At 60.4% G+C, this 19,243-nt stretch carries 18 protein-coding genes; 4 read left to right on the top strand and 14 right to left on the bottom strand.

From position 1 onward, the window contains the following. The first annotated feature begins 138 nt into the window (after window positions 1-138). Window positions 139-1,026 (top strand): YghX family hydrolase, encoded by an 888-nt coding sequence (gene yghX / locus FMN63_RS15925; protein ID WP_148585607.1) that lies wholly within the window; start codon window positions 139-141, stop codon window positions 1,024-1,026. Window positions 1,027-1,156: 130 nt separating this feature from the next. Here the strand turns inward: yghX and FMN63_RS15920 are convergent, their stop codons facing one another. From FMN63_RS15920 to FMN63_RS15860, 14 genes are all read right to left on the bottom strand, one after another. Beyond that, the gene (locus tag FMN63_RS15920; protein WP_148585015.1) at window positions 1,157-1,711 is read right to left on the bottom strand and encodes a hypothetical protein; all 555 of its coding nucleotides are present in this window, start codon (window positions 1,709-1,711) and stop codon (window positions 1,157-1,159) included. A gap of 23 nt (window positions 1,712-1,734) precedes the next feature. Then, entirely contained in the window at window positions 1,735-3,054 is a 1,320-nt protein-coding gene (gene ribB / locus FMN63_RS15915; protein ID WP_148585013.1) for a 3,4-dihydroxy-2-butanone-4-phosphate synthase, read from the bottom strand. A 71-nt stretch (window positions 3,055-3,125) separates the two neighbouring features. Then, window positions 3,126-4,235: a class I SAM-dependent methyltransferase gene (locus tag FMN63_RS15910; protein ID WP_148585012.1), complete on the bottom strand. Its 1,110-nt coding sequence runs from the start codon at window positions 4,233-4,235 to the stop codon at window positions 3,126-3,128. A gap of 14 nt (window positions 4,236-4,249) precedes the next feature. After that, window positions 4,250-5,482, bottom strand: a complete 1,233-nt coding sequence (locus FMN63_RS15905) for a class I SAM-dependent RNA methyltransferase (protein WP_148585010.1) — start codon at window positions 5,480-5,482, stop codon at window positions 4,250-4,252. A gap of 139 nt (window positions 5,483-5,621) precedes the next feature. Beyond that, window positions 5,622-6,362, bottom strand: a complete 741-nt coding sequence (locus tag FMN63_RS15900) for a TlyA family RNA methyltransferase (RefSeq protein ID WP_148585008.1) — start codon at window positions 6,360-6,362, stop codon at window positions 5,622-5,624. 7 nt (window positions 6,363-6,369) lie between these two features. Further along, window positions 6,370-6,498, bottom strand: coding sequence for a hypothetical protein (locus tag FMN63_RS29860; RefSeq protein WP_286192660.1), 129 nt, complete (start codon window positions 6,496-6,498; stop codon window positions 6,370-6,372). Window positions 6,499-6,531: 33 nt separating this feature from the next. Continuing rightward, the gene (locus tag FMN63_RS15895; RefSeq protein ID WP_148585006.1) at window positions 6,532-7,158 is read right to left on the bottom strand and encodes an SCO family protein; all 627 of its coding nucleotides are present in this window, start codon (window positions 7,156-7,158) and stop codon (window positions 6,532-6,534) included. Between the two features lie 121 nt (window positions 7,159-7,279). Further along, complete coding sequence (locus tag FMN63_RS15890) at window positions 7,280-7,798, bottom strand: copper chaperone PCu(A)C (RefSeq protein WP_148585004.1); 519 nt, start codon at window positions 7,796-7,798, stop codon at window positions 7,280-7,282. Between the two features lie 37 nt (window positions 7,799-7,835). Beyond that, on the bottom strand, window positions 7,836-8,228 hold the full coding sequence (locus FMN63_RS15885) for a hypothetical protein (RefSeq protein ID WP_148585002.1): 393 nt from the start codon (window positions 8,226-8,228) through the stop codon (window positions 7,836-7,838). Between the two features lie 94 nt (window positions 8,229-8,322). Beyond that, on the bottom strand, window positions 8,323-9,714 hold the full coding sequence (locus FMN63_RS15880) for an MFS transporter (RefSeq protein WP_209001135.1): 1,392 nt from the start codon (window positions 9,712-9,714) through the stop codon (window positions 8,323-8,325). Between the two features lie 226 nt (window positions 9,715-9,940). Further along, a complete protein-coding gene (gene dxs / locus FMN63_RS15875; RefSeq protein WP_148584999.1) occupies window positions 9,941-11,902 on the bottom strand; it encodes a 1-deoxy-D-xylulose-5-phosphate synthase in 1,962 nt (653 codons plus the stop codon). A gap of 361 nt (window positions 11,903-12,263) precedes the next feature. After that, the gene (locus FMN63_RS15870; protein WP_006933521.1) at window positions 12,264-12,512 is read right to left on the bottom strand and encodes an exodeoxyribonuclease VII small subunit; all 249 of its coding nucleotides are present in this window, start codon (window positions 12,510-12,512) and stop codon (window positions 12,264-12,266) included. Between the two features lie 115 nt (window positions 12,513-12,627). Further along, window positions 12,628-13,557 (bottom strand): histone deacetylase family protein, encoded by a 930-nt coding sequence (locus FMN63_RS15865; protein WP_205514046.1) that lies wholly within the window; start codon window positions 13,555-13,557, stop codon window positions 12,628-12,630. Between the two features lie 867 nt (window positions 13,558-14,424). After that, window positions 14,425-15,420 (bottom strand): L-threonylcarbamoyladenylate synthase, encoded by a 996-nt coding sequence (locus FMN63_RS15860; RefSeq protein WP_148584998.1) that lies wholly within the window; start codon window positions 15,418-15,420, stop codon window positions 14,425-14,427. A gap of 314 nt (window positions 15,421-15,734) precedes the next feature. On the opposite strand from FMN63_RS15860, the gene FMN63_RS15855 reads away from it, so the two are divergent. The 3 genes from FMN63_RS15855 (at window position 15,735) to FMN63_RS15845 (ending at window position 19,219) form a co-directional block, all read left to right on the top strand. Beyond that, window positions 15,735-17,516 carry an acyl-CoA dehydrogenase gene (locus tag FMN63_RS15855; protein WP_148584996.1) on the top strand — a complete coding sequence of 594 codons (1,782 nt, stop codon included), beginning with the start codon at window positions 15,735-15,737 and terminating at the stop codon, window positions 17,514-17,516. Window positions 17,517-17,537: 21 nt separating this feature from the next. Next, window positions 17,538-18,281 (top strand): crotonase/enoyl-CoA hydratase family protein, encoded by a 744-nt coding sequence (locus FMN63_RS15850; RefSeq protein WP_162855038.1) that lies wholly within the window; start codon window positions 17,538-17,540, stop codon window positions 18,279-18,281. A 74-nt stretch (window positions 18,282-18,355) separates the two neighbouring features. Continuing rightward, complete coding sequence (locus FMN63_RS15845) at window positions 18,356-19,219, top strand: SDR family oxidoreductase (RefSeq protein WP_148584992.1); 864 nt, start codon at window positions 18,356-18,358, stop codon at window positions 19,217-19,219. The last annotated feature ends 24 nt before the right edge of the window (window positions 19,220-19,243 follow it).

Genomic DNA, 19,243 nt, shown 5'->3' with positions numbered 1-19,243 from the left:
AGCAGACACTGCGGGTTACAACTCGTTACAATTCCGGAAGGCAAGGGCCATGGACCTTGCCGGTCATCTCCCTAGTTTTATCTCCAGCATGACGTCTCATGCATTTCAGGGAGTGATGACATGAATGAAATGACGCCGGTGCGCCGTATGACGGCAAAAGACTTTCCCCAGGAACTGCTCGATCTCTATGATTTCTACGCGCATGGAAAGATCACCAAGCGCGAGTTCATGAACGGGGCCGCAAAATTCGCGGTCGGTGGTCTGACGGCTGCCATGCTGCTCGACCAGCTGTCGCCGAACTATGCGCTTGCCCAGCAGGTTGCGCCGGACGATGCCGGTATCGTCACCGAACGCATCACTTACCCGTCTCCGAACGGCCATGGCGAAGTCAAAGGCTATCTGGTGAAGCCCGCAGGCGCCACGGGAAAGCTTCCGGCGGTGCTGGTCATACACGAGAACCGGGGTCTCAACCCTTACATCGAGGATGTCGCTCGCCGTCTCGGCAAGGCCGGGTTCATGGCGCTGGCACCTGACGGCCTGACCTCCGTCGGCGGGTATCCCGGAACGGACGACAAGGGCCGCGAGTTGCAGCGAACGGTCGACGGCACCAAGCTGATGAACGACTTCTTCGCGGGGTTTGAGTATCTGCTCAACAGCGATGACAGCACCGGCAAGGTTGGTGCGGTCGGCTTCTGCTATGGCGGTGGTGTCGTCAACGCCATTGCGGTGGCCTATCCCGAGCTTGCTGCCGGAGTGCCCTTCTATGGCCGTCAGCCGGATGCCGCGGATGTCTCAAAGATCAAAGCGCCCCTGATGTTGCAATATGCCGAGCTGGACGAGCGCATCAATGCGGGCTGGCCGGCCTATGAGGACGCTCTGAAGGCCAACGGCAAAACCTATGTGGCCCATATGTATCCGGGCGTGAACCACGGCTTCCACAATGACACCACGCCGCGTTACGACGAAGCGGCGGCAAAGCTCGCAGAGCAGAGAACGATCGAATTCTTCAAGGAAAACCTGATGTAAGGCTGCAGCGAATTGCCTTTGTGCGGTCATCCCTGTTCCGGTCTTTCCGGACAGGGTGGCCGCGATCAGCCTCTTTACCCACAGCGCTCAGGCAGTTGCCGGGCTGCTGACTGTCAGGCCTGGCCGCGCATCAGGCGAACATGAAGGCCCTGATGCGGCTCAGGATTTCTTCCGGGTCAGCGGCGAGCGTGTGCAGGTTGATTGCGATCAGGTCCTGCCCGTGCTCGCGTCGGGTGCCTTTCCAGTTGCGCATCATGAATTTCTTCCAGACCGGAACGGTCTGTGCCTTCACGACGGCATCCTCCAGTGACCGGGTCAGAAGCACGTCCAGCCGGACCAGTTCGATGGAGCGGACAGACGTTCGCTTGATGTCGGCCGCCCGGATGGCTGCCCAGTCGATGAAGCCGATGCGCTCCACATACAGGCCGTCCTCGTTGGCGCCGAGCTGAGGTATGCCTTTCTCGATCATCGGATAATGCCAATAGGCGATGCCGAGAGGCGTGAGGGCGGCAAGGGCCAGCAGTGGAAGGCTGCCGACGGCTCCGATTACGGCGAACAGAATGCCGAGGACAAGGCTGCCGTAGACGATGCTTTCGCTCTGGCTGCGGTTGAAACCGACGGCGAAAGGCTCCGGGACCGGCTTTGCTTTGTCCTCTTGTTCGATTGCCTCTTTCTTCGCCGCCATGAAAGGCACCTTCCGAAGGATCCTCAGATATCGAGGATCTCTGTTTCGTCAATCTTGATGTCAAACCCTTCCAGACCAACGTAATGGCGCTCACGGGAGGCTAGCAGGCGAATGGAAGTGACGCCCAGGTCCTTCAGGATCTGTGCACCAAGCCCGACCTCACGCCATTGTTCCTGTCTGGCTTGTGCGGAGCTGTGTTCTTCGGTATCGGCGGCCTCAAAGTCGGATCTTGAACGCTTCGACTGACGGGCAACGCCGACCGAGCCTTCCCGCAGATAGACGATGATCCCCCGTCCGCGTTCCGCGAAATGTTTCATGATCGGGTCAAGTGGCCGGCCTTCTCCGAAGACATCGTCGAGCACGGATTCCAGCTGCAGGCGCACCGGCACGTTGCGGCCGTCCAGAATGTCGCCGTAGACGATGGCCAGGTGGTGCATCGGGTCGTACGGAGTGGAATAGGTGGTGGCATAGGCCGGACCGAACACCGTATCAACCGGCTGTTCGTTGACCCGCTCCACCAGCTTCTCGGTGCGCTGGCGCCAGGCGATCAGGTCGGAAACGGAAACCATCTTCAGGTCGTACTCCGCTGCGAACTCGGCCACCTGCTGGCCACGCTTCACGGTGCCGTCGTCATTGACCAGTTCGCTGATGACACCGACCTGTTCCAGGCCCGAGAGACGGCACAGGTCGACAGCAGCTTCCGTATGGCCGGAGCGGATCATGACGCCGCCTTCCTTGGCCACAAGCGGGAAGACGTGTCCGGGACGGACGAAATCGTCAGCGCCGACATTGGGGTTTGCGAGCGCGCGTACGGTGGAGCAGCGTTCCTCGGCTGAAATGCCGGTGGTCAGTCCCTGTCGGTAGTCGACGGAAATGGTGAAGGCCGTTGCCAGCGGAGCGTCGTTTTCGGAGACCATCGGATCGAGCCGCAGGCGGCGGGCGTGAGCAACCGTCATCGGGGCGCAGATGATGCCGGACGTGTGACGCACCATGAAGGCCATCTGTTCCGGCGTGACCTTGGCGGCAGCGACAATCAGATCGCCTTCGTTCTCGCGGTCATCATCGTCAGTCACGACCACCATTTCTCCACGTTCGAATGCGCGGATTGCTTCTGCGACACGGGCCTGGGACACGGGATGCTCCTTGGTTGTAGACAGTCCGAGAAAGTCGTTGGGGGTTACGGCACCATTGGTGGCAATTGCGATCTTGCGAGCCATGTCCCGCGAGACCCAGACATTGGGATCGTTGCAAAGGGCCGTAACGGAGGCAGGCGAAAGGTTGGCGCGGCGCGCAAAGGCGCTGCGGTTTTCCCCGGTCTGCAAGAGCCATAGATCCAATCTCATAATCTCGGATATACGCCCGAATATTTTCAGTCTCAAGGGAAGAGATGTAATTTTTCAGTGATACTGAAAGATCAGTCGCTTTTGATAAACTCCGCGACGCGGGAGACGAAGGCCGGAGTCATCCAGCTTTGTTCTAGCCCTGCCGCCTTCGCGAGCCCCGTCAGGTCTTCGCTGAGATAAGACGTAAAATACGGCTCGTGGAAAAGCTGAGGAAAGACCGACAGGAGACCGTCATATTCCGGCACATCTCCGGTCTGCAGGCTGTCGACAAAAAGAAACGAACCGCCGGGTTTCAGAACGCGGCCCACTTCCGACATGACCTGTCTGCGGATTTTCGGCGGCAGTTCGTGAAACAGGAAGACGCAGGACACGACGTCGAGTGAATTGTCCGCGAACGGTAATGTTTCGGCGAGACCGCAGACATACCCGGCGCGGCGTGACGGCAGGCGTTCCCGGGCAACATTGAGATAGGGTTCCGACAGATCGATGCCCGTGCCCTTGAGGCGCGGAAAAGCGGCCAGGGCGGGCCGCAAGAGACCGCCGGTGCCACAGGCGATGTCCAGGTAGGAAACGCGGCGCTGATCCTTGCGGCGCAAGATTTTTGCAAGCGGAACAAGGGCCCTGCGACGCATCGCGGCGGTGGCGCCTGAAAACAGCACATCCACCTGGAAATCGTAGAGCCGGGCACTTTCCTCCGACAGCCAGCCGTCGGTCTGAAAATGGAAGTTCTGCCGATAATAGCGGGGGAGGGCGGCTGCAAATCCCTCGGTGGAATTCACTTCCTGGTGCGCACCGCTCGCCCGTCGCCGAGCAACCTCCGGCACATCCTTGAAGAAGGCGCGACTGGTCGCAATCAGCTCGCCCGGTGTCATCGTGCCGTCGGACGGGAGTGGATAAAGCCCGTCCTCGACGGCTTTCAGATCGTCCGCGAACAGCTTGACGATGTCCGCCAGCATGCGCCTCTGGCTCGGCACCGGGCCTGTCGGCACCACCTCCGGTGTTTCCGGAAGCTCTTTCTGGAGGTCCCGGTTCATCCGCCGCATGGCTTCGGAATGCAGGGTGTAGAGCGCAACGCGGGAGCCTTGATAAAGCGCATAGCGCGTTCGGCGGGCAAGGCTCAGAAGCGGCGGCAGGCTGCGGGGTCCTCTGACAGGTCCGAATTCCTCATCCGCCGCACTCATGGCTCACTCCCCTATCAAGGTCTGTTCAACACCGCCACCGCTTCAATATGGGGCGAAAAGTGGAACTGGTCCACTGGTGTGACGCTTTGCAGCACATATCCGCCGTCGAGCAGGATTCGCAGATCCCGGGCAAGCGTCGCTGGATTGCATGAGACGGCAACAATCGTCTTGACCGTCGAAAGGGCCAGTTGTTCTGCCTGGGCCTGGCCGCCGGCACGCGGGGGATCGAAAACCGCGGCGTCGTAACGGTCCAGCTCCTCCTTCACCAGGGGTCTGCGAGAAAGGTCCCGCCGTTCGAATGTTATCTTCTTCAGGCCCTGAGGTTTGCGCAGGGCCTTGTCAAAGGCGGCCAGTGCCGCTGCATCGCCTTCCACCGCGTGCACATTGGCCTGCTGGCCGAGCCTGAGCGCGAATGTGCCGACACCGGAAAAGAGATCGGCGATGGCCTTGGCCTTGCCGACGCCTTCAAGAACCAGCTTGGACAACGCATGTTCCGCCGCCAGCGTTGCCTGGGCAAAGCCGCCGGGGGCGGCGACAATGCCGATGCCGCCCATGTCGAGCAGGGGCGGACGCAGCTCCAGGATGACTTCGCCATTGACCGAAAGCCGGGCAAGGTTCTGATCGACGACCTTTTGCGACAGGGCCGGGATCTTGCGTTCATATCCCTTGTCGGCCTTGTCGAGCGCGACATCCAGACCGGTGGTGGTCACCAGCACGGTCATCCGAAGCTCGCCTTTTTTCGGCAGAACTTCCGAGGCAAGCGACTTGAGGCCGGGGAGCGCTTCAACGATGACAGGGTCCAGCACGGGGCATTCGGAAATATCGACCAGCCGGTGGCTGGCCTTTTCATGGTAGCCTAGCAAAGTGTGGCGTCCGGCGCGGGTGGCCGTCAGAACAGCCCGGCGGCGTCCGCCCATTGTCGCTGCAATCGTGCTGGAGACGTCGGTCTCGATACCGCGATCACGCAAGGACTTTTCGACAAGCCCGCGTTTCCAGGCCAGATATGGCTCTTCTGCAAGATGCTGCACGGAGCAGCCGCCACATGCGTGGAAATGCCGACACACCGGTTCGACCCGGTCCGGCGACTTTGCAACGATCACCGGATCTTGCGCGCGTCCGTCCACCACTTTGGCCCGGACGGTTTCGCCCGGCAGGGCTTCGGCCACATAGACCGGCCCGGTCTCCGTCTCGGCAACACCGTCACCACGGTGGCCGAGCGTGGTGATTTCAAATTCTCTCTCGCTCATGGCCGAGCGATAGCGCCAAGAAGGGGAATGAGCAAGCCTTGATCATGAGACGGCCTCACCGCGCTATCCCTGAGGTCAGCGGTTTGCGCTTGGTTGGAATGTAGAAAAGGGAGAAGGGAAGGGGGAGAAGCGATGACCCTCAGCCGGCTTTCCGTCCGTAGAGCAGCCATTCCGCATTGCCATCCCCCCCCTTGACCGGCGAGGGAACGAGGTCGCCTGCCTGCCACTCTGGCATGCTGCTCAGCCACATCTGAAGGGATTTCGCGGTTTCTTCGGCAATTTCCGGATCAACCAGGCCACCTTTGCCGATATTGTCCTTGCCCGCCTCAAATTGCGGTTTCACCAGGAACACACCTTCCGCTCCGGGCGCGGCGAGTGCGAGCGCGGGCGGCAGGGCAAGTTTCAGCGAAATGAAGCTGACGTCGGAGACGAGCAGGCCTGGGGCGTCTCCTCCAAGATCCTGCAAGGTCAGGTCCCGCGCATTGAGACCGTCGCGTGCGATCACCTTTGGATTTGTCTTCAGGCTGTCGTGCAATTGGCCGTGGCCGACGTCGATGGCATGAACTTTTTCAGCGCCGCGTTCCAGAAGGACCTGGGTAAACCCGCCGGTGGAAGCGCCGATGTCGAGGCAAATCCTGCCGTTTGGATCGACACCGAACCGGTCAAGGCCTTCGATCAGCTTCAGCGCGGCCCGGCTGACGTAGCCTGAGGCCGGATCTTCAACGGTGATGCTGGCATCGGCGGAGGTTTTCTGCGCCGGTTTGGTGCAGGGAGCGCCGTCGACGCTGACTGTCCCACGCAGGATGGCGTCCCGTGCCCGCGCGCGGGACGGGAAGACACCCGTATCGACGAGATGCTGGTCGAGGCGTTGTTTGTACATATGAATTTCAGAAGCAGCCGGCGATTGCCGAGATCAGTCGGTCGGCGAAGACCCGCTCACCGGCATAGAGCCACAGAAACGCCGAAAGCGCGACGAGGCCCGTCGCGCCAGCGGTCAGTCCCATGAACAGCGGCATGCGCATCGTGTCCGGCTTGCTCCAGTTTTTGCCTCAGGAAGAGGCCGGCGCGTTGTCGATGAGCCTGCGCAGCTTCTTCATGGCGGTTTCTTCTGCCTCACCATAAGCAATCGTGCCGACGAACTTGTTGTCTGCACTCATGAGATAGATGGCAGCGGAATGGTCCATCGTATAGTCGCCATCGTCAAGAGGCACCTTTTTGGAATAGACCCGGTATGCCTTCAACATGGGATCGATCTGCTCTCGCGTGCCGGTGAGCGGAACAATGCGTTTGTCGAACGCCCACACGTAGTCGCGCATGACTTCTGGTGTGTCGCGCTCCGGATCCACGGTCACGAACGCATAGTTGAGCTTGTCGGCATCCGGTCCGAGTTCTTCCATCCAGCCCTGAAGCTCGGAAAGTGTCGTTGGGCAGACATCCGGGCAGAAGGTGAAGCCGAAAAACAGAACGGTCGGCTTCGTCGAAAAGGTCTTGTCGGTCACCGTTTCGCCGTTGCCGTTGATAAGCTCGAACGGGCCGCCGATGGCCGCAAGCGGCTCGATCAGGCCACCGGTGTTCTTGTTGCCAGCCGTCTGCTGATAGACCAGTACTCCGGAAACGATCGCAAGCACGGCAACAGCCGCCCAGGCCACGTACCGGAAGAGTTTCAAACCAGACATCGGTTTTGTCCTATCCTGATCAGAGCCCCCGGCACCTGTTGCAAGGCAGGAAGGGGCTCTGACACTTTGAAAATGGGTGTGGGCGTTTTATCGAGACCGAAGCAACGCCCACAGACGGGGCTCAGTTCTTGCCGTGATCCATCTTGCTGTGGTCCATGGCGCCATGCTCCGCACCGCCATCGGGAGTTTTGGCACCCATCTTGGAGACAGCCATTTCGACAGCAACATCGCCAGCTTTTTCAAAGGTCAGGACAACCGGAATTTTGGTGCCCTCTTCAAAGGGTTGATTGAGGCCCATGAACATGACGTGGTAGCCGCCCGGCTGAAGCGCAACCGTTTCACCGGCCGGGATTTCGACGCCATCTTCCATCTTGCGCATTTTCATCACGCCGTCGGTCACCGCCATCTCGTGAATTTCCACCTTTGCGGCAACGTCGGAACTCGCACCCACAAGGCGATCTGCCTCGGTGCCGTTGTTGATGATTTCGACAAAGCCGCCGCCAGCCTTTGCTTTCGGCGGCGTTGCGCGGGTCCATGGATGGTTGAGCGTCAGCTCGCCAGCCTTGTAGTCGTGCGCGAGAGCGGACAGGGAGACAAGCGAAAGGGCGGCGGCAGCCGCTACGGTTTTCCAGATTTTCATAATGCTATTCCTTGAGGTCTGAGATGTTGGATGTTTTTCAGACCGAGGAAGGCGGCGCCCTGATGGGGCTGGACCGCTGAGCAGGGGGCAGGACAGATGTCTGCCTTGTCGGCAGGTGCAGGTTTTCGGCGCTTGCGAGCGGTTGATCCACATGCGGCACAGCGCTTGCCAGGCAGGGCGCGATTGCGCAGCCATGGGCGCAGACCGGCCCACATTGACAGGTGAGCGGATTGTGTGGTCCCGGCAGGCTCTGGTCCTGGCCGGAAGGCTGGCAAAGGCTGGTAAGACCTGCAGCAACCGCCGCATCCGGCGACAATGCGCTTGCAAGAACCAGAAGCACAAGACGCATCGCAAAGGCAAAGGCCGCCAGCGCCACCAGGGGGTGACGCTCCTGCCGTAGCTGCTGCAGCTTTGTGACACGCGCTTTCATACAAGCGGCTATAAGCCGGTTGCACAATCATGTCGAGAGGCGAAACCGCGCAGGCAAAGGAGGCGATAGCCGGGCCACATGCAGCGGAAAGACATCAGGTCGTTGGCGGTGTCTTGTCCGCTGCGTCTTCGGTTGCAGTGGTTTCGGCGGAAGCGGCCGCATCCTCGTCGCTCGTATCGCTCTCGGCGGAGGTTTCGAAATTGTAGATGTCGTCTTCGTAAGCCGGGAATTCCTCGGGTGGGATGACAATTTCTTCGGGAGCGGCATCCAGGGCTTCGGCGGTGACAACCGAACCGACCTGCGCGGTGGAGGCGTATTCGAAGTCTGTCTTGTCTTCTCCGGTCGGTGCCACGCGGGTCATCACACGGGCAAGGATGAAGATCACCATCATGATATTGGCCGCGATAATCATGATGTACAGCCCGGACGGGCCGGTGTGGCTCATGATCATGGAGGCTGCCAGCGGTCCGATGATCGAGCCGATACCGAACGACAGCAGCATGCCGGAGGAGGTCGCGACGAAATCTTCGGTCGCCGCGTGGTCGAAGGCGTGCGCAACCGCGATTGCATAAAGCGGCTGCACGACCATGCCCACGGCGACCGCGCACAAAATGGCGACCATGAAGTCCTTCGGCGAGAAGAACACGATTGCCATCGAAACGGCTGCAGTTGCGACACCGAGACCGGCGATCACGAGACGACGATCGATGCGGTCGGAAAGCCGGCCCACTGGCCACTGTGCAATAAGACCGCCGCCGACGATGGCGGCCGCATAAAACGCGGCTTGCTTGGTGGAAAGGCCAATCTGCGACCCGTAAAGGGACGAGAGCGTAAGCAGAGCGCCTTGAGACGCGCCAATGAACAGCACGCCGACAAATGCTGCCGGGGAGTTCTTGTAGAGCTTTTTCGGCTCGAAACGCACCAGCGTGATCGGGGCGGGCTGGGTCGATGTGGTCAGAGATACCGGCATCACGGCAAGGGACACCATCACCGAGGCAATCGCGAAGGGAATGAAATCGGCGATGTTCATTGACGCAATGGAAATCTGCCCCAGCATCAGGGCGCCGAACAGGACGACGATGTAAAACGACATCACCGTGCCACGGTTCTCGTTCGAGGCGCTTTCGTTCAGCCAGCTTTCCACGATCATGTAAAAACCGGCAAGGCTGAAGCCGGAGATCATGCGGATGATCATCCAGGCATAGGGATCGATGAGCACCGGGTGCAGGATGGCGGCGGCGGACATCAACGAGACGAGCGCGGCAAAGGCCCGGATGTGCCCGGCGCGCATGATCACCAGCGGTGCGCCGAGACAGCCGATCACCATGCCGAAGAAATAGGCCGATGAGACCAGACCGATTTCGAAGTCCGTGAAGTAAAACCGTTCCGCGGCCAGTGGCAGCAGTGTCGTCTGTATACCGTGCCCGAATATGAGCAGGGCGACCGACAACAAGAGAGCGGATACGGAAAGAAGGGTCTGAGCCATGGCTGCATCCTGACGATGGACCGCCGCAGCCCGGTCAGGAGCGTTGCGACTGGTATCGTGCCCGAGAAATAAAACAAAAGCGCCGGTTTGAACCGACGCACCTGTTCCTTTCAACCAGCCTTTTCAGGTATGGCGCCCCGTGTCAATCGGGTTTGATTTGAGCTCCCCAGCCGACTTTGACGGCGGGTATCCCGACGTCCTTTGGCAAAGAACGAAACACAAGCCCTCAGGCGCGCTGCGGCGCACTGACAGAGGCTGTTCCGAGTGCTGTGAAGACGGTCTTCAAAATGCCGTCACAGGAGAGCCCTGAGCGTTCATACATCGCTTCCGGCTTGTCGTGATCGAGATAGGCATCCGGCAGAGCGAGTGCACGGACCTTCAATCCGTTGTCCAGAAGGCCTTCCTCGGCAAGCCGGGTCAGCACATGACTGCCGAAGCCGCCGGCTGATCCTTCCTCGATCATGACGAGAACCTCATGCTCGCGGGCAAGACGGCGGATCATGTCCATGTCCAGAGGTTTGGCGAAGCGGGCGTCTGCGACAGTGGTCGAAAGGCCGGCGGCATCCAGTTCGTCCGCAGCCTTGAGGCATTCGCTCATGCGGCCGCCGAAGTTCAGGAGGGCAACCTTGGTGCCTTCCCTGCGGATGACGCCCTTGCCGATTTCAAGCACGCTGCCGCGCTCCGGCATGTCCAGACCGACGCCTTCGCCGCGCGGGTAGCGGAACGAGATCGGGCCTTCGTCATAGGCAACGGCAGTCGCCACCATGTGGCGCAGTTCCACTTCGTCCGAAGCCGCCATGACGACAAAACCGGGAAGGCAGGTCAGGAACGCGGTGTCGAAGGCGCCCGCATGGGTGGGGCCATCGGCACCGACAAGACCGGCCCGGTCAATCGGAAAGCGTACGGGAAGGCCCTGGATCGCCACATCGTGAACAACCTGGTCATAGGCGCGCTGCAGAAAGGTGGAGTAGATCGCGCAAAACGGCTTGAAGCCTTCGGTGGCAAGACCCGCAGCAAAGGTAACCGCATGCTGCTCGGCAATGCCGACGTCGAATGTGCGTTTCGGATAGGCTTCGCCGAACAGATCAAGGCCGGTTCCGTCCGGCATCGCGGCCGTGATGGCGACCACGCGGTCGTCCGTTTCCGCTTCCTTGATCAGCGACGTTGCAAAAACGTTGGTGTAGCTGGGCGCATTGGCCTTTGGCTTGGCCTGCTTGCCGGTAACCACATCAAACTTGGCGACGCCGTGATACTTGTCCTTCGCTCCTTCCGCGGGAGCATAGCCCTTGCCCTTCTGGGTGACCGCATGGATCAGGATCGGGCCGTGGTGAGTGTCACGGACATTCTTCAAGATCGGCAGGAGATGTTCGAGATTATGACCGTCGACCGGGCCGACATAATAGAACCCGAGTTCCTCGAACAACGTTCCTCCGGTCCAGAAGCCCCGGGCATATTCCTCTGCCCGGGCAGCCTTCTCGAACACCGGCTTGGGCAGGTTCTTGACCAGGTTTTTGGCCGCATCGCGGAAGGTCTGGTAGGTCGGGCCCGAAACGAGCTTGGCCAGATAGGCGGACATGGCACCGACCGGCGGTGCGATGGACATGTCATTGTCGTTCAGGATGACGATGAGTCGCGAGCCGAGATGGCCGGCGTTGTTCATCGCTTCATAGGCCATGCCTGCGGACATGGCGCCATCACCGATCACCGCGATGACATTGTTGTCTGCGCCCTTCAGGTCCCTGCCGGTAGCCATGCCGAGACCGGCTGAAATCGACGTGGAAGAATGCGCGGCGCCAAACGGGTCAAAGGCGCTTTCGGCGCGTTTTGTGAAGCCCGACAGACCATTGCCCTGGCGAAGTGTCCGGATTCGGTCGCGGCGCTCCGTCAGGATCTTGTGCGGATAGCACTGGTGGCCGACATCCCAGATGAGCTTGTCTTCGGGCGTGTTGAAGACGTAGTGCAATGCGACCGTCAGCTCGACGACGCCAAGCCCCGCGCCCAGGTGACCGCCTGTCATCGACACGGCGTCGATTGTTTCCGCGCGCAATTCGTCGGCGAGCTGCTTGAGATCATTTTCATCAAGCTGGCGCAGATCGGCCGGGGACTTTACCTGGTCAAGAAGAGGGGTATCGGGCTTGGAAGACACTCTGGAGATAGCTCCACGATTTGAAACATGGCGGGCAGGCATACACCAACCGGATATAGGGCGCAAATCGGGCAGGGGGTATGCGCCATTTTGGCTCCATGAGTCCTGCGATGAAAACGCCGTGCATTTGCCTGAAATGACTTAAGGGGCCTTTTGGCAGAAAACGTGCAGGTTTTGGCGAAAATACGCGCAGTTGTCCCGTCGGGTGATGCGCTTAAAAAGAACGAGGCCGCCCGCCAGTGACACCATTGTCTGGCACACGGTTATTTGATTGACACGAGGGGAAGGAAATCAGCAGCTCGGCTTTCTTCCTGAAAGCCGCGTCACGAGCGGGCGAGCCGGCACACAGTTCAGAACCGGCTCCGGATGCAGGCAGAAGGGCTATTGGTTTCGCGTGGCCGGGTTATTGCGGGTCGAGCGCTTCGGTCCCGCTTGCTTCGCCGTTTTGACCCAACTGGATCTTCTCGACCTTGGCCTCCGCGGATTTCAGGAGCGTGTCGCAATGCTTGCGCAGCGCGTCGCCGCGCTCATACATGTCGATGCTCCGCTCAAGCGGCACGTTGCCTTGCTCGAGTTCCCGCACAATGGTTTCGAGCTGCTTCAGCGCTTCTTCAAAGGAAAGGCCGGCAATGTCGTTGGCAGCATCGGTCATCGGTGGGATCCCGTTTGTCTGAATATCGTCTGGTCTTGAGGGAAACTTGCGGTCTGAAGGCCGAAGGTCAAGGTTTCATTTTGGCCTTTTGCCGGTCATCCCCGTGCTTTTCACACTAACCGGTCATGAGGGTCATCACATGCGCGGCGACCGATCGCGCCAGCCCTTCAAGGTCGTACCCGCCTTCGAGAACGGAGATCAGATGGCCGTTGCTGTGGGTGTCGGCGACGTCCATCAACGCGCGCGTCGCCCAGGCGAAGTCTGCCTCGACAAGGTTGAGCCCGCCCAGCGGGTCGCGCATGTGCGCATCAAATCCTGCGGAAATGATCACCAGTTCCGGTGCGAAGAGATTGAGGCGCGGCAGAAGCAGTATCTCAAAGGCTTCCTTGAAACCGGTTCCATCTTCACCGGGCGCCAGCGGGGCGTTCACGATGTTGTTGGCGTCTCCGGTCTCCGACGCTGCACCGGATCCCGGATAAAGCGGCATCTGGTGGGTGGAGCAATACATAACCGTCGGATCGTCCCAGAAAATATCCTGGGTGCCGTTGCCGTGGTGAACGTCGAAATCGACGATGGCCACCCGTTCCAACCCGAATTTCGCCTGCGCATAGCGCGCGGCGACCGCCGCATTGTTGAAAAAGCAGAAACCCATGGCGCGGTCTTTTTCCGCGTGGTGACCGGGAGGGCGGGACGCGGAGAAGGCGTTGTTGACCCTTTTCGTCAGCACCTCATCGACCGCACGGCAAGCCCCGCCAACGCCGCGCAGCGCTGCTTCCCACGTGCCGGGCGACATGGTGGTGTCAGCGTCTACCCTGGCTGTTCCTTCTTCCGGAGCCAGCCGGTGGATCTGGTCAACGTAGCTCATGGGGTGAGCGCGGGCGATATCCTCAACAGTCCCCATGGGCGCGAGATCGCGTTCCACGGACTGGAATTTTTCGTGCTCCAAGATCCTGTCGATTGCCCGAATGCGGTCCGGTCGCTCCGGATGCCCCACAGGGGTCAGGTGATCGAGATAGGATGAGTGGTGCAAAAGCAGCGTGGACAAGGGGGCGTTTCCGGAAGGTGAATTGTTATCTTTTGTCGGCCCTGCATCAGAGCGGTTGTAGGTCAGGCTGTCAATTCCCGCATTGGACTAGAATGCGGACCTGTGAAGGGAGTTTGAGGCGGATTGCTCCTCCACAGCATTGCGACGGCTCGCACCTCGCCAACTGCGGCACATCAGGTGAGCGGCGGAAACCGGAAAGACGCACCTGGTCACACGCGATTGGAAAAAAGGAACAGGACCGCTGAGCAACAATGTCAGCCTCTAGCCATTGGCCGCATTGCCGCGGCGAGGTACGCCGGCCGGTTGATGGTCCTGAAGAAGCGCAATGGCCGTTCAACCACTACGTGCACATCGTCTCCAGATTGGCTGTCGTGGAACCAATCGCTTCGATTGGCCACGCTGTGGCCTCTGTTGTGGCAGGTCGGGTCAGGAAGGGGGGCAAAAAAACGGGCCGGCTATCTTGCCGGCCCTTACAGAGGTGCGAGCACCGCAGTGCTCGAGGGGAGGTCCGCTGCATCTCAATTCTGATTCTTAAACTAAGCGATTCCAGTAAGGGAATGCGAGCCTTTTACCGTAATCCATCTGCGGCATGGTGTTGATAAGTTTGCAGTAGAAGCTCTTGTTCCGGCAAATATTGTATGAATTGCTTAACCAGAATCGAGATTTGGCGGCGAAGTTTGCTTGTCATCGGGAACGGAAACTTACAGTGTTTGAGATTAAATTAAGGCGATCCCGATTCAGCTTGATTTTCAACGACTACCGCCGAGTTGCTGTTTTTTAAGGCCTTTTGCTTGAGTGCCGAAGAAGGCATCAAACAGCAGCCCAAGCACTTAGCCGGTTCAATCGTATTCAGGAGCAGCGCTGGTGTCAGTCGCGCGGGGCAGCTGCTCGGCGCAGCCGGTCGTTGATCGCCTCGCCCAGTCCAAAGCTGGGGATAAACTGCACCTTGATTGTGCTGACACCCTTTGCATCGAGAAATCGCATGGCGCGAAACAGATTGGCGGCGGCTTCGGCAAGGTCGCCAGTCGCGCTCAGGTTGAATTCCGCCAGGGCAAGTTCAGCGCCCGGCAGCCGGTTGGCACCGAAGGAAAGCAGGCCGTCGCTGGCCGTCACATCGCTTGCATTCAGCTGCATCGCCGCATCGGGCGCATAATGTGACGTCAGCATTCCCGGCGCTGCCGGGGCATCCGGCCGCATTTCCGGGCTGGCGCCTTCAAGAGGCTGCCCCAGCACATGTTCGATATCCTCGCGGGCAAGACCGCCTGGCCGCAGCAGGCGCGGCGTTCCATCAATCAGGCCAACGATGGTGGACTCTATGCCGACGGCACAAGCACCGGCGTCGATGACGAAGCTGAGTGAAGGGCCGAGATCGGCAACAACATCTTCTGCCCGCGTCGGGCTGATCTTGCCCGACCGGTTCGCGCTTGGCGCGGCAAGCGGCCTGCCTGTCTTTTCGGCCAGAAACCGCATGACCGGACCCACAGGAACGCGCAAGGCAACAGTCTGAAGTCCGGCGGTTGCCAGATCGCAAATCGGTGACGTGGAGCGTTTGGGGACGACCAGGGTCAAGGGGCCGGGCCAGAAGGCCTCGGCCAGTGCCAGCGCGCGCTCATCGAAAATGCCATGATCCAGAGCTGCATCCAGTGTCTGGACGTGAGAGATGAGCGGGTTGAACTGCGGTCGGCCCTTGGCCGCGAAAATCTTGGCGCAGGCTGTCCCGTTGGTGGCATCGGCCGCAAGGCCGTAGACGGTTTCGGTCGGCACCGCCACCAGCTCACCTGCCATCAGCGCAGCGCAAACGGCATCTGCTTCAGGCGCTGCCTGCCAGTCGGCTTCCTCAATGTCGAGCGTCCAAGTCCGCATGTGCCTCACTCGCTGGCGCATCAGGCTTTTGCGCGCAGCCTGGATACGCGAAGATTTTCCATTCGGCGACGGTGTCGCAATCCTGTCAGGCAGGAGCCGGGCTGAGCGGACACCTCGGTTCCGCAATAGACCAAAAAGACGATGACCTGCCGCTGCGATACGGGTTGACGTTAACGTCAACGGGTCTATTGTCCTTCCAAACCGCTGTCGATGTTGCCTTTTGCGGAGTAGCCTTGCCGCCGTCAAGCTCGGAACAGCGAAAACCGTCATCTGGCGGAACGAATCGAAAGCCAATTGGTTTTGGGAGGACCTGAATGTATCGCGCACCCGTCGATGAGATTGCCTTCACTCTGAAACATGTCTGCGGTCTGCCCGACCTGCAGAAGAGTGCCCGTCACGCCGAACTCGGCGACGATCTTGTCGATGCAATTCTGACTGAGGCTGGCCGGTTTGCCGCCGAGGAAATCGCCCCCCTGAACGCGGTGGCCGACAAACACGGCACACCGCTTGTCGACGGCAACGTGTCCACGCCTCCGGGGTGGCGCGAGGCCTATCATGCCTGGATCGAGGGCGGCTGGAACAGCCTGACCGCCAATCCGGAATCCGGCGGCCAGGGCCTGCCGGTTATGATGTCGGCGGCTGCGCTGGAAATGTGGAACTCCGGGTCAATGGCATTCGCCATCGGTCCGACCCTGACCATAGGTGCCATCGAGGCAATGGAAAAACACGCCTCGGAAGACCTGAAGGCCAAATACCTGGAGAAGCTGGTCTCCGGCGAGTGGATGGGCACCATGAACCTGACCGAGCCACAGGCCGGTTCGGATCTGAACGCGCTGAAGGCAAAGGCTGAACGCCGCGACGACGGCACCTACCGCATCTTCGGCCAGAAGATCTTCATCACCTATGGCGACCACGACCTCACCGACAACATCGTCCACATGGTGCTGGCGCGCCTGCCGGATGCGCCGGCCGGCACCAAGGGTATTTCGCTGTTTCTGGTGCCGAAGTTTCTGGTCAACGACGACGGCTCCCTGGGCGAGCGCAACGATGTGAAGGTGGCCGGTGTCGAGCACAAGATGGGTATTCACGGCTCGCCCACCTGCACCATGGTCTATGGCGATGAAGGCGGTGCCATCGGCTGGCTGGTTGGCGAGGAAAACCGCGGCCTGGCCTGCATGTTCACCATGATGAACAATGCACGCCTGGCAGTCGGCATTCAGGGGCTCGGCGTTGCGGAGCGCGCCTATCAGCACGCTTTGGCCTATGCGCTGGAGCGCAAGCAGGGCAGGGCACCTGGCGATACCGGTGAAGGCATGAGCCCGATTGCCCGCCATCCGGACATCAAACGCATGCTCCTGGGCATGAAGGCGCGCACGCAGGTCGCCCGGGCCATCTGTTATGCCTGCGCCCATGCCATCGACATGTCGAAGATTGCCGAGGACGAGGCCGGCAAGACCTTCTGGAGCGAACGCGCCAGCCTGCTGACGCCGATTGCCAAGGCCCTGCCCACGGACTTCGGCGTCGAGGTTGCCTCCCTCGGCATTCAAATTCATGGCGGCATGGGCTTCATCGAGGAAACCGGCGCGGCACAGCACCTGCGCGATGCCCGGATTGCCCCGATCTATGAAGGCACCAATGGCATTCAGTCCATCGATCTGGTCATGCGCAAGCTGCCGCTGTCCGGGGGGGAGCAGATCAAGGGCTTCATCGCGGAACTGCAGGCGGTGGCAGACGAGGTTTCGGCCTCCAACCGGCCGGAGTTCGGGGCGACCGCCGACCGGCTCTCGGCCAGCATTCGGGATCTTCAGGAAGCAACCGACTTCATGCTGAGCGCCCAGGCGGATGGCCGAAGCGGTGACGCCCTGGCTGGTGCAACGCCCTATCTGCGGCTTGCCGGCCTGACCCTGGGCGGCGCTTTGCTTGCCAGGGGCGCGCTTGCCTCAGCGGGCGAACCCGCACAGAGGCTGGCCGAGCGCACGCTGCTCGCCCGCAGTTTCTGCGAAACCCTGTTGGGTGAAACTGCCGGTCTGAAGTCGGATATTCTTCTGTCCGCCGAAGCCATCCAGGCGTTCGACGCTGAAGCCCTGGCGTCCTGAATCGCCTGACCGGAGTTGATGATGATCCGCAAGTCCCTTGAAGACGGCGTCCAGACCCTGCGTCTAGACAGGCCGGAAAAGAAAAATGCCCTGACCGGGCAGATGTACAGCGACCTCGCAGAAGCCTTGGAGGCCGGCAATACGGATGCAGCCATCCGCTGTCATCTGATCTGCGGCGTGCCGGAGGTTTTTACCGCTGGCAACGATATTGGCGACTTTCTGCAATATGCCGGCAAGACCGGGCTTGGCGAGACGCCGGTCGTTCGCTTCCTGAGAGCTCTGGTTCGCAACGAGAAGCCTCTGGTCGCTTCCATCGATGGCATCGCCATCGGTGTCGGCACCACTTTGCTGATGCATTGCGACATGGTTTTTGCCAGCCCGCGCGCCCTCATTCGCTCGCCCTTCGTCGATCTCGGCCTCGTTCCTGAGGCGGGGTCCAGCCTGCTCGGACCGCAGATCATGGGTCCGGCCCGGGCTTTCGAACTGCTGTGCCTCGGCAACGCCTTTTCGGCAGAAAAAGCCGAGAAGGCCGGGCTCGTGAATGAAGTGGTCGAAGGGGATGTCGACGCGGCGGCCCTGGCTTGTGCAAAGGAAATCGCCGCAAAGCCGCCTGAAGCCATGGCGCTTTCCAGAAAACTTCTGCGCGGGGATACGGCTCAGCTTTCCGAGCGGGTCGAAGAGGAAATCAGGATCTTTGCCAGCCGGCTGAGCGCCCCGGAAACCATCGCTGCCTTCCAGGCTTTCATGACGAAGAAGAAGGCCTGAGCCCTCTTGGGACGGGACGACGAAACTGGAGACCGCAAGGTCGTCGCCTGAGAGCGACATACGGAGGAAACATCATGTCCCTGAAGGGCAAGACACTTTTCATCACCGGCGCGTCACGCGGCATTGGCAAGGCGATTGCGCTGCGAGCCGCGCGGGACGGAGCCAACATCGCCGTGGCCGCCAAGACGGCGGAACCCCATCCGAAACTGGAAGGCACGATCTATACCGCCGCCGAGGAGATAGAAGCCGCCGGAGGCAAGGCGCTGCCGGTGCTGCTTGATGTACGCGACGACGAAGCGGTCAAGGAGGCCATCGACAAGACGGCAGCGCATTTCGGCGGGCTCGACATTGTGGTGAACAACGCCAGCGCCATCCAGCTGACGCCGGTGCAGCAGACCGACATGAAGCGGTTCGATCTGATGCATCAGATCAACACCCGTGGCACGCTGGCCTGTTCCAAACATGCCATCGACCATCTGAAACAATCCGACAATCCGCATATCCTGATGCTGTCTCCGCCACTGGACATGCAGGAAAAATGGTTCGCGCCGTTCACGCCTTATTCGATTGCGAAATACGGTATGAGCCTGGTGGTGTTGGGGCTGGCTGGCGAGCTCCGCTCAAAAGGCATTGCGGTCAACGCCCTGTGGCCGCGCACGACCATCGCAACAGCGGCGATCAGGAATATCATCGGCGGCGACAAGATGATGCAGCAGAGCCGGACGCCGGACATTCTGGCCGATGCGGCCTATGAGATCTTTACCACGCCGTCGAAGGAGTTCACCGGACAGTTCGTCATCGATGACACTTTCCTGGCCAGCCGCGGCGTGACCGATTTCGACAAATACCGGGTGGACCCAGGCCTGGCATTGGCCCCCGACTTTTTCGTGCCCGACGACAGTCAGGCTCCGTGCGATCTCGGTCCTGTCAAGAAGTAAGGTCGGAACCAGCGCACACAACGA

Source organism: Stappia sp. BW2 (assembly GCF_008107695.1).
In the GTDB taxonomy this organism is placed as follows: Bacteria; Pseudomonadota; Alphaproteobacteria; order Rhizobiales; family Stappiaceae; genus Roseibium.
This window is presented reverse-complemented; position numbering and strand designations above follow the sequence as displayed.